This is a genomic window from Pseudoalteromonas sp. NZS100_1, assembly GCF_015864285.1.
GTDB classification, from domain to species: Bacteria; Pseudomonadota; Gammaproteobacteria; order Enterobacterales; family Alteromonadaceae; genus Pseudoalteromonas; species Pseudoalteromonas arctica.
The window spans coordinates 200,162-213,668 of record NZ_JADYXN010000004.1 but is presented as its reverse complement, the minus strand read 5'-3'; the positions used below and the strand labels follow the sequence as shown (position 1 = coordinate 213,668).

General features: G+C 40.3%; 13 protein-coding genes. 6 read left to right on the top strand and 7 right to left on the bottom strand.

Annotated elements, in window-relative coordinates:
• Positions 1 to 2 precede the first annotated feature (2 nt).
• A complete protein-coding gene (locus tag I6F66_RS04705; protein WP_197208834.1) occupies positions 3 to 2,021 on the bottom strand; it encodes a marine proteobacterial sortase target protein in 2,019 nt (672 codons plus the stop codon).
• A 45-nt stretch (positions 2,022 to 2,066) separates the two neighbouring features.
• Positions 2,067 to 2,798: a sortase-associated OmpA-like protein PdsO gene (gene pdsO, locus I6F66_RS04700; protein ID WP_197159643.1), complete on the bottom strand. Its 732-nt coding sequence runs from the start codon at positions 2,796 to 2,798 to the stop codon at positions 2,067 to 2,069.
• A gap of 204 nt (positions 2,799 to 3,002) precedes the next feature.
• Between pdsO and pdsR the strand changes: the two genes are divergently transcribed.
• The 5 genes from pdsR (at position 3,003) to I6F66_RS04675 (ending at position 7,867) form a co-directional block, all read left to right on the top strand.
• On the top strand, positions 3,003 to 3,692 hold the full coding sequence (pdsR, locus tag I6F66_RS04695; protein ID WP_197159642.1) for a proteobacterial dedicated sortase system response regulator: 690 nt from the start codon (positions 3,003 to 3,005) through the stop codon (positions 3,690 to 3,692).
• Complete coding sequence (gene pdsS, locus I6F66_RS04690) at positions 3,692 to 5,830, top strand: proteobacterial dedicated sortase system histidine kinase (RefSeq protein ID WP_197159641.1); 2,139 nt, start codon at positions 3,692 to 3,694, stop codon at positions 5,828 to 5,830. The genes pdsR and pdsS overlap by 1 nt, the downstream gene beginning before the upstream one ends.
• A 600-nt stretch (positions 5,831 to 6,430) precedes the next feature.
• The gene (locus I6F66_RS04685; RefSeq protein ID WP_197159640.1) at positions 6,431 to 6,913 is read left to right on the top strand and encodes a hypothetical protein; all 483 of its coding nucleotides are present in this window, start codon (positions 6,431 to 6,433) and stop codon (positions 6,911 to 6,913) included.
• Entirely contained in the window at positions 6,906 to 7,109 is a 204-nt protein-coding gene (locus tag I6F66_RS04680) for a helix-turn-helix transcriptional regulator (protein ID WP_197159639.1), read from the top strand. The genes I6F66_RS04685 and I6F66_RS04680 overlap by 8 nt, the downstream gene beginning before the upstream one ends.
• A 593-nt stretch (positions 7,110 to 7,702) precedes the next feature.
• Positions 7,703 to 7,867 (top strand): hypothetical protein, encoded by a 165-nt coding sequence (locus I6F66_RS04675; RefSeq protein ID WP_007581574.1) that lies wholly within the window; start codon positions 7,703 to 7,705, stop codon positions 7,865 to 7,867.
• Positions 7,868 to 7,872: 5 nt separating this feature from the next.
• On the opposite strand, the gene I6F66_RS04670 is transcribed toward I6F66_RS04675, so the two are convergent.
• On the bottom strand, positions 7,873 to 9,123 hold the full coding sequence (locus I6F66_RS04670; protein ID WP_197208833.1) for a multifunctional CCA addition/repair protein: 1,251 nt from the start codon (positions 9,121 to 9,123) through the stop codon (positions 7,873 to 7,875).
• Between the two features lie 132 nt (positions 9,124 to 9,255).
• Here I6F66_RS04670 and I6F66_RS04665 point away from each other — a divergent pair, with 132 nt between their 5' ends.
• A complete protein-coding gene (locus I6F66_RS04665) occupies positions 9,256 to 9,483 on the top strand; it encodes a hypothetical protein (protein ID WP_007581571.1) in 228 nt (75 codons plus the stop codon).
• Positions 9,484 to 9,513: 30 nt separating this feature from the next.
• Here the strand turns inward: I6F66_RS04665 and I6F66_RS04660 are convergent, their stop codons facing one another.
• The 4 genes from I6F66_RS04660 to I6F66_RS04645 are packed head-to-tail and all read right to left on the bottom strand — an operon-like array spanning position 9,514 to position 13,379.
• Positions 9,514 to 10,014 (bottom strand): DUF1543 domain-containing protein, encoded by a 501-nt coding sequence (locus tag I6F66_RS04660; RefSeq protein WP_197208832.1) that lies wholly within the window; start codon positions 10,012 to 10,014, stop codon positions 9,514 to 9,516.
• 8 nt (positions 10,015 to 10,022) lie between these two features.
• Complete coding sequence (locus I6F66_RS04655; protein WP_010553151.1) at positions 10,023 to 11,372, bottom strand: sigma 54-interacting transcriptional regulator; 1,350 nt, start codon at positions 11,370 to 11,372, stop codon at positions 10,023 to 10,025.
• A 2-nt stretch (positions 11,373 to 11,374) separates the two neighbouring features.
• A complete protein-coding gene (locus I6F66_RS04650) occupies positions 11,375 to 11,920 on the bottom strand; it encodes a hypothetical protein (protein WP_197159637.1) in 546 nt (181 codons plus the stop codon).
• 1 nt (position 11,921) lies between these two features.
• On the bottom strand, positions 11,922 to 13,379 hold the full coding sequence (locus tag I6F66_RS04645; RefSeq protein WP_197208831.1) for a sensor histidine kinase KdpD: 1,458 nt from the start codon (positions 13,377 to 13,379) through the stop codon (positions 11,922 to 11,924).
• Between the last annotated feature and the right edge of the window lie 128 nt (positions 13,380 to 13,507).

Genomic DNA, 13,507 nt, shown 5'->3' with positions numbered 1-13,507 from the left:
TTTTATTTAGCTCTTTGCTTAAATTTAAGAGCGCCAAACCCTAATAATAAAATACAGCCTAGTAAAATATGTAGTCTACTTTGCCCATCGGTTTGTGGTAAACGCATTGCCATACCTTGTGGTAATGCGTTAGTTGCTTGTACGCTTTGCTTTGCCACTTCTTTTGTTTGTGTTTTCTCAATTGCTATAAAAGCAGTAAACGGACTGAGTAATTGATGAGCTAGCGCAAGTTTTTGTACTTCATCTTTAACTGTATTTTGCTCGTTATATAAAAGCAGTGACTTTATTTTTTCACGAGCCCACAGCTTTGCTATGCCTTTTGCATTTGAGCTGTTTTGTGTACTTATTTTAATACTAAAAGGCCCTTGTGAAGTTTGCCCAGTAAGTACCACATTTTTTACGTTATTGAGCTTTATTGCCACCATAATGGGTTCTCCAAAATATAAATCGGGTAATGGTGATGGCCAAAAATCTAATGCATTACCATTTTCATCGTTTAAGGCTAAGTTAGTCACTGCCGGATGAGCGAGCTTATCAAACAACTGCTGCATTTTAGGCTGCACTTCGCTTATGCTGCCTATAAATGTGAACGTGCCCTTGCCAACATCGGCGGCTCGTCGCATAAAAAAGCTATTAGGTGCACTGCCAATACCCACCGTAAATAGGCGGCTATCACCTAGCTTATTTTGTATATTTTTAAACAGTGTATCTTCGTTACTGACACTACCGTCGGTTAAAAATACAACTTGGCGCACAAAACCATCAAACTGGCTTCCATCAAGTACGGTATCTAATGCGCTTTGTATTTCGGTGCCACCATCAGCCCTTAAGCTATAAATAAATCGCTCTGCTCGGCGTAAATTAAAGTCGCTAGCAATAAGCGGCTTATCACTCATTGGGTTAACTACACTATCAAAACCAATAATGTTAAAGCTGTCGTCGCTATCAAGTAGTGACAGCCCATAAAATAATGCTTTTTTAGCTTGCTCTATAGATTGCCCATGCATTGAGCCTGATGTATCAACTACAAAAACCATTTCGCGAGGTAAGCGCTGCGTTTGTACAAATTGATCCCCTGGTGGCATTAACATAGCAAGCCCGTAACGATCCCCGTTCTCAAACTGCTCAGTAAAAAAAGCGGCCTGAGCTTGATCTTTTTGCAGTGGTTTAAACTCAAGTAAAAAATCTCGGTTAACTGCATTTGCTTCATTTAAGGCTATTTTATATTGCCCAAATGCGGGATTTTGCACATCAACATTATGAAACTTAGAGTTTATATCTACCAACTCCAAGCCTACATCTATATCAATGCTTAAACTAAATTGGCTGCTTGGTACGTTATCAGTTTGAATGCTATTTTGAGTGATGTTTTGAGTGCTATAAACAGGGCTTAACCAGCCTGTTGGTGATGGATTAAATGCTGTTTTTTCGGTATTACTTTGCTCAACTTCACCACTAATAGCGTGATAACGCGGTGTAATGGTAGTAGGAAACCTAATAGCAAATGTGCCGCTGCTGTAGTCAATTATCTCTTGATACTCAAGCTCAATAATTACTTGCTCACCAGGGCCAATGTTTGCCACATTAGTAATAAACATATTAGCGCGTTGCTGGCGTACCAGTGCTGCTTGCTTACCTGCTTTTTTAGCCTCCTCGTATTTTTTTTCGGCTTCCACTTTTTTATCAATTTGGCCTTTAATGACTCGCTCACCTATACGCATCGTCATGGCGTGCACGGCGCTTTCATCTGGCAATGGAAAAACGTAGAGCGCGTTAACTGCAAACGGGTTTTCGTTTTGATAGGTTTGCGTAACTACAACATGATTAATTAGGCCAGTTAAGGTCATATTGGCGTCGCTTTTTAATATTATTGCTGGGCCTGCTGGCGCACCATTGCTATCAAAAAGCTCTAACTTGGGTGATTGCGCATGGCTTTTAAAGCTCACTAACAGCACAATCGCTATGAATATAAAAATGCTTACTTTAGTAAGCATTTTGGTTGGTTTACTCAATTTAAACATAAATCACTCCATCGAACGCTTAGCTTTACTTAGATTCAGTTAGTTTTAGTTACTCGCCGTTTGGCCATTTACACTATTCATTGAGCGAGTGGTAAGCGTTACGCGTCTATCAAAAAAGTTATCTTCCACCGTGTTGCTATTAGCCAATGTTTGCTGCTCGCCAAATGCCTGCGTGCTTAAGCGTTTATGGCTCACGCCGTGTTTTATTAAATAGCTTTGCACGGCATTTACACGCGCTTTAGAAAGTAAAAGGTTAGTTTGCTCATCGCCGCGCTTATCGGCAAAACCACTTAAATCAAGTACGAGTTGTGGTTGGTTGTTTAACAAGGTAACGAGTTGGTCTAACTGCAGTGCAAAATGCGGGGCAATAACACTTGAACCTGTTTTAAATTGCACTGTCATCGCTAGTAAGTTATTTATTTGAGCCTGAGTTAACTGCTCATTTTGATTGGCAAGCACTTCTAGCTGTTGCTCTAACATATTGTTGTGGTTAAGCACGTGTTGGTAATCGCTGGTTTTTTCTTTCATAACCGTAATGGCACGCTCTTGCTCTGCAATTTTGTTATCAGCTACTTTTGAGTCGCCTATTAAACCACCGGAAAATGCCCCAATAAACGCACCAATTGGCCCGCCCACTACACCGCCAATAATAGCGCCTGCACCTAAACCAATAGCCGTTTCTTTATGCGCTTCTTTTGATGGCGTGTTAGATGTTGAGGCAATTGCTGGAGTACAAAAACTAGCAAACAGTGTTAACGCGATTAATGTCTTCTTCATGATTTGATCCTTAAACTTACTTTTTAATTTGTGACGTTTTGTTTTGATGGCTGTATTAAAACAAGCTCAAGTGGCAATAAAGGGGAGCAAAAATGGCAAACTGCTGAGCAATTGTGGCAAAAAAATGGCAATTGCCTTTTTAAGCGTACTTAGCTTAAAAACTTCGTTATAGTGCACAACAGAGGCAATAGGATAATGATTAGAATGAAAAAAATAGCCATCATTGAAGATGAACCCGCAATCCGCGAAAACTATATAGAGATGCTTAGCGCACAGGGCTACCAAGTGAGTGGCTTTGCAGATCGCGTCAGCGCAGAAGCTGAATTTAAAAATGCCCTACCCGATTTAGCCATTGTTGATATTGGCCTAGGCCATGAAATAGATGGGGGGTTTTTACTGTGCCAAACATTGCGTTCGCTTTCTAAAACACTGCCTATTATTTTTTTAACCGCCCGCGATAGCGAAATAGATACCGTATGCGGCCTGCGCATGGGCGCCGACGACTACCTAACAAAAGACATAAGCTTGGCTCACTTGGCTGCACGTATTGGTGCACTATTTCGCCGAATGGAAGCACTTGAACAACCCGCTGATGCAAACGCACTCATAACACGCGAGCAGTTAACGCTCGACACGCAACGTATGCAGGTATTTTGGCAGCAACAACTCGTTGATTTAACCGTAACCGAATTTTGGATGCTGCATTCACTCGCCCAGCGACCCGGCCATGTTAAAAGCCGTAACGAATTAATGAGCGATGCAAAAATTTACGTAGACGACAGCACAATTACCTCGCACGTAAAACGTATTCGTAAAAAGTTTGTAGCACTCGATGACGCCTTTGATTGTATAGATACCGTGTATGGCATGGGCTACAGGTGGGAACAACACTAATGCTACGATTTGGCCTGCGCAGTAAATTTATATTACTTTCATGTTTTTTGTTTTTGCTACCGTGGCTTGGCTACGAGTACGTATGGGAAATGGAAAAGTTTTTACGCCAAGGCCAAGAAAAAACCCTCGTAGGCACCACTCGAGCCCTTGCCACTGCATTACATGAGCGTCCCGCATTATTTGACGAACAAACCAACTTTTTAGACCAAGTAGTAAAAGGGCGCGATTTATACGCTTATAATCTTAAAAACCCTATTCAATTAGACGGTAAACTCACCGATTGGGAAAGCTACCAACCACTATTTTGGCATTACGATAAACGCTACTTACAAAAAACAAACAGTACTCATAAAGCCAGCGACTTGTCGTTTGATCACATGGTGGGCAAGTTTGATACTTACTTATATGCGCTATTTAAAATAACTGACGACACGCTTATCTATCGCGCTAAAAACAGCTTAAGCATTACCAATAACGATTATTTACAAATTGGCCTAAAAACGCCAGACGGTCAGTTTAATACTTACATTATTGCGCCGCGCCAAGATGGTTGGGTTAATGCGTTTGATGCAAATACCAAAGCCCCTTTTACAAAAATTCAGGGCTATTTTGAAAGTACCAAATCAGGATATAACGTAGAGCTGCGCTTTCCTATTAACATGCTGGGCAACAAACTTGGCTTTGCCATTGTTGACATTGATAGCAAAGAGGCATTATTAGAACCAAAAATAATGTCGACCTCAAACTTAAATAACCCGAACGATTTAGGCTCGGTATTAGTCCCTTCTCCAGAAATTAGCCGTATTTTAAAAGGCATGGGCCACAGTGGCAGCCGTATTTGGGTAGTCGATAATCATCATCGGGTATTGGCACAAACCGGCACTATTCAAAATGCCGATGGCGTATGGGCTGATGGACTTGCTAACCAGGCTCCCGAGACGTGGTGGCAACGCTTTGAGCAAAATTACTTGCACCCAATTTACTATAAAATATTAACGCGCCCAGAAAACGAGTTTTTAGATACCCTGCACGATGTAGCTTCTATGCAAGGCACGCACTTAGCAAAGGCATTAAAAGGCCAACCTGCATCGTCTTGGCGCTTAACCCCTGACAGCAAAGCCGTTATTTTATCGGCCGCTTACCCTATTTGGATTCAAGATCAAGTAATTGGCGCGGTAATAGCAGAGGAAACCACAAACGGCGTACGTACGCTGCGTAATAAATCGCTCGAAAAACTATTCAACGTTATTTTAGCCGTGATGCTAATTGGTACTGTCACGTTATTCTTTTTTGCCTCGCGTATATCGAACCGTATTAGGCGGCTGCGCGATACAGCTGAGCAAGCAATTGATGCACAAGGGCGTGTTACCGGCAGTATTAATTACAGCGACGCTAATGATGAAATTGGCGATCTGTCTCGTAGTTTTTCAAACATTGTCAGCCGACTTGGTGGCTATACCGATTACTTAGAAAATATGTCGTCGCGATTATCACACGAGCTGCGCACGCCTGTTGCCGTAGTGCGCTCGTCCCTCGAAAACTTACAAAGCTTGCCGCAAAACGAGCTGAGCCAAAAATACCTCGATCGTGCCAGTGAAGGCGTTGAACGCTTAGGTAAAATAATAACGACCATGAGCGAAGCCACTCGCCTCGAGCAAAGTATTCAAAGTAACGAGCCAGAGACTTTTGATTTACAAAAAGTAATAAATGGCTGCATGCAAGGCTATCAGCTTACTTACCCAAACCAGTTATTTTCGCTTGACGTATGCCAAAGCAAACTACCTATGCAAGGTGCACCGGAGTTTATAGCTCAGCTGCTTGATAAGCTTATTAATAACGCGCTGGAGTTCAGTGAAGCCAATACGGCGATTAATGTAAGCCTTAAGCAGAGCGAAAATAAAGCAACATTAACAGTGAGTAATACAGGTCCAGCGTTGCCCGAAGGACTCACTGAGCATATTTTTGACTCTATGGTGTCGGTGCGTAGCCAGCAAATGCAGCAACAACCGCATTTGGGATTAGGACTTTATATTGTAAGACTGGTGTGCGATTACCATAAAGGCAGTGTAACTGCGAAAAATAACGAACAAGCCGATGGTGCAGTGTTTGCTGTAAGCTTACCATTAGCGAGTGAGTAAAAAATGTTTTTGGCTCAATTGGCTTTAGCTTGACCTAGCGGGGTTAGCTAATAAAACTTAATTAAACCTGATAGGTTCATGCTTACTATTAACTGCCACAAAGCTGGAGCTTAGTTAAATGCAGTTATGACCACCCAAGCTCTACATACGTTTTCTTATCACTTTCAGGGAATGCAGTAGTGTACTCCCCCAGCCCATATATTTTTAATACTTAGTCATTGCTTCAAAATGAGACGAGGCTTCGCAAGTATTAGCATTTTACTTATCAATATTTTGATTCAATTGGTTACTTCAATTTCGCGAAAAATGCAAAAGAGGGTATTGAGTTGTTTTAATGGAGTTTTTTGGGAGAGATTACGGTGATTTTTGATTTGTTTCCTCACTCATTTTCACGCTTTCTCTCTCGTTATTGGCTAAGTACGGGCTCAATAATCACTCAACGCTAGCTAAAAGTGAAAAAAAGATTGTCTTTATGTAACCTTTAGGTATCATTGATACCTAAGGGTTACATATGGTGTATTTAGGTATCAAATGAAACCTTAAGTGGAGTAAAAACAATGCGACATTATTTGGTCGCCACTAAAAAGGGATATACAACAGATGGCAAAATCAATATCAGTACTACCAGAACAAGAACAGCAATATTTAACAATTACTGGAAAAACCAGCATTACTCTAGCGTTCTTCCTTTTAGCAGAGCTGCTTTCAACAGTAATGAATGAAACCAACTCAGTTATATATTGGCTAGTAGATTTAATTGTATTTGCGAGTTTTATCTATTTTCTTGTGTTAGGAACTAAATCCATAAAGTTTGCTAAACACATATCAAACCTAGGTTTCTGGACATACAAATTTAACGACGAGTATGTGGATTATGTCAGTTCGTTTAGCTTGCGCGCTACATGCCACATTATGGTAATGGGCGGAGCTTTCCTCGCTTATTGTGGCGACAGTAAGTGGTTTGTAGAGTTGATAACTCCCTTGGGGCTTACAGATGCACTTCAAGTATTGCTTTGCCTAGCAGCAGCTACACATGGCGCGTTAATTTTGTGGAAACTTCGCAAGGAAGAGCTTTATGAATGAAGATTTAGATAACCATATTCACAAGCTTCGATTGCGGCATAAAATTTCTCAGCAAGAGTTAGCGGATGTCATAGGCGTTTCTAGAAAAACCATTAGTACAGTAGAAACCGGGCGTTTCACACCATCGGTGGTTATTGCACTAAAAATTGCGGCTTATTTTGCTATTCCAGTCGAGCAAATATTTACTTTGAAATAAGTTTCTAACTCGAGAGTCTTTGAGAATGCACTCAGCAACGCTTAATGGCAATAAGTTAAGTGCTTTCATAAAAAAGAGCCCATACATAATGATCCCCCTAATGTGCGTTATTTGTAACAGCCCAACGAATGTTGGGCTTTTTTAAGGATGGTAAGAAACAGTTACAGATTTTCTTCAAAATAACTTATAGATTCTACGATATTCATCTAACCATAAACTTGGCTGCACGAAGCTGTGAAGCTCTGCCAGATGGATTGCGCCTCAAAATCTTCTTTTTCAAACCTTATCAAGCGTTGTAAAAAACGGCACAGCATCCTGGAAAAAGACTTTATCATCAAACATTAATAAACATATAAGCAATTTTTTATAAGCATAATTAGAAGGCTGAAAACTATTCACTATCCCTGTGAAAGCTATTTTTGAGCCCGCCTTTACATAACTAAAATAGCTAATAGAGCGGTTTAACGCGCCGCTTACCCCTTCAAAACTGCCGGTTACAATTTAGTACAACTTCAAATGTAACTATTCACTTTTAATTCAGTCGAATGACCATACCCTACATCATATTAAAGTATTAAATTGAAGGAATACTCATGAAACCATCACTAGAGCGTGAAGAACTAGACTTTATTTTTGACTTATACAGGCCCTCTAAAAAACCTGAGTCTGAAAATGTAAAACCAAAAAGTACAAACTACAAAGAGCTAAGAAAGCACGACGCGACTAAAAACCAAGGCGTATCGCACTACTTAGTCTAATTTTATTACGCTTGGGACTTCTCATGTTCTAAAAATGCTTTAATGCAGTTTATTTCTGCAAGTTTTACTTCTTCGCCTATTTCAGGGCCTTTTTTGCCATTTTTAAGTGCATTTTGCACTACCAGCTTCTTATCCATTTTTTGCAGTTCAGTATGAATTGCTCGCAGCTTAGCTGATTGCGGGTATGGCTTATCAACAAGTGTTTCACCACGCCCTTGTGCATCGCATTGGCATGCTTGGGTAAACGCTATAAAACGTTCTGGGTGTACCAACGCATTTAAGTTAGTCACTATTAGCTTGTGAATGGTTTGCGGCCTTAACTGATCAATCGTGTGGCAAAGCGTGTGGTTATCACTGGTGAGTACACCAACATCGCGAAAACGATTAGGTACTTTTAAACGCTCACAAAACTTTTCAACTACCGCAACACCTTCGCGTTCGTGCCCACGTAAATTTCCATACTTTTTAAAACTAAGTGCTTTACCAAAGTCATGAGTCAGGGCTGCAAAACGAGTTTCTAAGTTAAAATTTAAATCAGCTGCACGTCTAAGTACCAGCATAGTATGTACAAATACATCACCTTCAGGATGATGGTTTGCCGGTTGCGGTACATTAACCATGCGCTCAAGTTCTGGAAAAATACCTAAGCCTTGCAGTGCTTCAAAATAAAGCTCAGGGTGCTTTTCACCCAGTGCTTTTTCAGTTTCAAGCCACACGCGCTCAGGTACTAAATGATTTAGCTCACCTTTATTTTTAAGCTCGCGCATTAATGCATACGTACTTGGGTGAATACGCCAATCACTGCCATAGCGCGCTAAAAAACGGGCAATACGCAGTACTCGAACAGGGTCTTCTACAAATGCCTCAGTGGTGTGGCGCAGTGTTTTATTTTGTAAGTCAGTTTGGCCATTAAATGGGTCAATAATGTTACCGTGTTCATCAAGCGCCATTGAATTTATGGTTAAATCGCGTCTTGCTAAATCTTCTTCGAGCGTTACCGTTGGGCTGGCATCAACCACAAAGCCAGTATAGCCTTTGCCGCTTTTACGCTCTGTGCGCCCAAGTGCATATTCTTCTTTTGTTTTTGGGTGCAAGTAAACCGGAAAGTCGCTACCTATTGGTACAAAACCAAGCGATTCCATCGTTTTTGGTGTTTCACCAATCACTACATAATCGTTATCTTTTGATTTTATATTTAGCAGTTTGTCGCGCACTGCACCACCAACGAGGTAGACTTGTTTTAAGTTACTTTTCACTTTATTCCCATAAACATTAATAAAATTGTTTGATACTAATCATAACATTAATTAAAAAATTCTGCGGTGTTTGCCAAGCTTAAGTAAGCTCATTACAATGGCGCATTATTTTCAGCTATAGCCTCACAATTAATGAAAAACCATTCATCAAAAAAAGAACTTATGTTACTACCCATTTTATTAGTGGTTATTTTAATGTGTGTGGCGGGTCACTTTTTACTACAAGCAAACTTTCAAGACAGTAATGTGGTTGAATACATGTTAGCAGCACTGCCGTTTGCTATGTTTGGATTGGTTATTGTGGCGTTTAAAATGGCGGCTAAAAGCGAAAAGGATGAACAAAACGAGCAGGACTCTTAATCCTACTCAGTTTTAGCTACTTATTATAATTTAAAGTATGTGATAGCCAAACCAGTCTGGCTTTATAGGCTGCGATATACCGCTGGGCGTGAGCTTAATGTTTAGCTGGCTGTCGAGTAAATCAATGGCAAAGCAATCGTCTACGTCATGTAAATCATCTTTATGAATATGGCTAAGCCCTGCTAGCAAATCGCTTTTAGCCCGCTCTTTAGCTTCATGGCTACTGCTTGCAACATACAGTGCAAAGTCGTGTTGCTCAGCCATAGAATCACTTCTGTAAGCGCCTATATTTACAAAATAGAGTTGTTTATTTTGTTCAACGTACGTATCAACAATCTCTACTTTAAAGCCATCAATATCATTAATTGCCATGTAGCTATCCATGTGAACACTACTTCTGTCGCCTACCCATTGGCTTTTTAACTTTGTATAAGTTTGCTCGATGTTTTGCCCTACAACAAAACGAATATCATGCATTTCAATGTGGCAACCTTGAATCCGGCCACCTAAATACACCATAAATAACTGCATGCTTTTCCTTAACCTAAATTATCAACATCAATATTATGCTTTTTAATCAACTTATAAAAATCTGAGCGATTGCGCTTGGCAAGCTTAGCGCCTTCGGCTACGTTACCACCTGCCATTTTTAAAGTGTTAATTACATAGTCGCGCTCAAACTCTTTTTTAGCGTCGTTTAGTGATAATGGTTCTACGTTTGTTTCGTTACTATTTAGCGCAGCTAATACTAAGTGCTCTGAAATAACATCGCTTGGCGTTAATGCTACAACCTGCTCTACTACGTTTTGTAGTTGGCGGATATTACCTGGCCAGTCGTAACGCACAAGCGCATGCATAGCATCGCTTGCAAAGTGTTTTTCAGTTTGCTTCATGCGCTTAGCAATACTTGCACTAAAGTGCTGTGCTAATAAGCTTATATCTTCGCGGCGTTCACACAGTGGCGGTAATTTTAAATTAACTACGTTTAAGCGATAGTATAAATCTTCTCTAAATTGCTGGTTTAAAATAGCTTCAGGAAGATTTTTATGTGTTGCCGATACAATACGTACATCGATTGCTATTTCTTCTTGAAAGCCTACGGGGCGAATTGTTTTTTCTTGTAATACGCGCAGTAACTTAACCTGCAAGTTAAGTGGCATATCGCCTATCTCGTCTAAAAATAGCGTGCCGCCCTCAGCTTGTTGAAACAAGCCTTGGTGATCTTTAATTGCGCCCGTAAAAGAGCCTTTTTTATGACCAAATAATTCAGACTCTAAAAGCTCCCCTGGTACAGCGCCGCAGTTAATTGCAACGAAAGGGCCACCGCTTACATGACTATGTTGATGGATAGCCTGTGCGAGTAGCTCTTTACCTGTACCACTAGCCCCCGAAATCAATACATTAACTTGCGTTGGCCCAAGTAGTTTTACTTGCTCTAACAAGTGCAGCATTGCACCACTGCGCGTAACTATATTACTTTTAGGTGCTGCTTCATCTGCATTAACACCATGTATTTCTATCGCTTTAGCAAGGCTGTCAAATAGCTCATCTTTATCTACAGGTTTAGTTATAAATGCAAAAATGCCCTGCTTAGTTGCCTCTACGGCATCAGGAATTGAGCCATGCGCTGTCATCATAATGACAGGTAATGCAGGGTAGCGGCTTTGCAACTGACGATGCAGTGCCATGCCATCCATTTCATCCATACGTAGGTCGGTTATTACGGCGTCAAACACTTGGCTTTTAAGTATTTGTAGTGCGGTTAAGCCGCTTTCACAGGTCGTTACTTCGTATCCTTTTGATTCGATACGAATAGCGAGCAGTTTTAATAAGCTAGCGTCGTCGTCAACGAGTAATACTTTTGCACCTTGAACTTTAGTTGCTGCCATAGTTACTGCTCCTTAGTTTCTTCTCGTAGTAAAAGCTGCTGCTCAATAGTTGCTAACGATGAGAGGGTTTCTTGCATTTTATTGTTAAGTGCTTGCTGCTCTTTTTTAGCATTTATTTGCATAGTCACTTGCTGCTTTTGAAGCCATAAATATTGCTTTATATCATCTGGCCAAAAGTAAGCTAAATCGAGTTTTAGCAACTTAGTCATTACCGTATTTGGATCATCATTTATGTTTAAGCACATAAATTTAAAAAAACGTTTAAGATCGTTTTCACCTGTAAAAATATCTTTTTTTGGCACCAATTTAAATCCGCCACACTGATTAGCGTGCCATGCAATAACTTGCTCTGCAGGCGGATAGCTTGGTTCAATTTTTGGTCTGGGTTTTGGACTAGGTTTACTGTTTTTGCCGTTCGTTATTTTGGTATCGACCACAGGTGCAGGTGTAATTGACACACGCTCTTCTTGCCCATTAGTAATTTCACAACCTGATATAACCATGCTGCTACTGAGCACACATAAAATAGCGATTAAACGCAAGCGCATGTTAATTAACTCCTAGATTTTTTGTTATGGGAATTTTAATTGAAAACCGGCAACCATGCGGCTCGTTATGCTCAACAGTAAGTGTACCTCTTAGCTGTTCAACAGACTCTTTCACAATAGTTAAGCCAAGCCCACTGCCTTGCAGCGTAACATTTTTACTGTGTTTACCTTGATAAAATGCGCTGAAAATTTGAGTTTTTTCTTGCTCTTTAATACCGCACCCTTTATCAAGTACAGCAATGCAAAGCTGGTTTTGCTCAAGCTCTAAATTAATAGTAACGCTTTGCTTATCTTGTGAAAATTTTAAGCCATTTGAAATAAGCTGAATTAAAATCATCTCAATAAGCTCACTAGGTAAAGCAAGCTGTTTATCAGGTAAGTTATTTTGCCATTGCAGAGCTTGCTGACGCGCACTTAAGCGATGTTCAAAATGGCTATTAATTTTATTAATAAGATAGCTAAACTCAACTTCGCTTAGGCTGTCTTTACTGGTGCGAATCGCATTATAACTCAGCAGGCTGTCAATCATTGTACGAAGGCGCACCATAGATTGACTAATAAGCTCAAGTACTGCTTTTTGCTCAGTAGTAATTGGGCCTACTATTTCATCAGTTAGTAAGTCAGTGCCTTCGACCATTGAAGCAAGCGGCGTTTTTAGCTCATGGGTAACATGGCGTAAAAAGGTATCTTTTTGCTGCTCAAGCATGTGAAGTTGCTCTTGCACCCATTGGAGTTTTTCTCCTAGCTCAACTAGCTCAGCGGAGCCTTTCACAGATATTTTTTGCTGCCAATGCCCCTGCCCTAGCTTATCAATAACCGTAGTTAACCCTTTTAGTCGCCCACTTATACGCCATAAAAAACCACCACCAACAATTAAAGTAAGTGGAATAAGTGCCACCAGCCAGTTTATAAATGAAGTTTGTAGGCTTGTAAGCTCATTTTGGTTATTGGTAATTTGCGCTTCATTTTTATCACGTAACCATAAAGTAAGCTCAGCAACTAAATCGCTCACTGGCACAAATAGCTCCGCTTGCTGTTGTTTTTTCTCAACAAGCTCTACATGCGCTGTTTGTAAGGTGGCATATAAGCGTTGCCATTGGTGGGTGTAATCTTTATCCGTGTTTACAAATTTAAGTTCATCAATACTTTGCAGGGATGATTGCCATTTATCGACAATGAGCTTATCTAACGATTCGCTTTTTAATACCCAGTTTTGCCTAGTGGCGCGCTCAAGGCTGTTGAGTTCTTGTTTTAGAGTATTAAACGATTTGGTAACTTGGTAGTTGTTACTCACGATACTTTGAGTCACTGCTAATTGCTTGTTAAGCGCATTTAAAAATACAATCACCACTATAGAAAGCGGGAGTAACGAAAGCAGCATACTCATTGCAAATTGCCCAATTAAATTAGGCCGCCAGTTAAGCATTGCATGGTATTTTTTAGCTATGGTTGCTGGCATTTCGTTTAGTCCTTTTAAGTTAAGCGTTCTATTATTAAGTACTTACCTTATACACTAGCTGAACCAGCAATTATATTTAATACGATTAACAGCCAGCGCTACAAAAACAATGTGTCGCCAAATAGAGA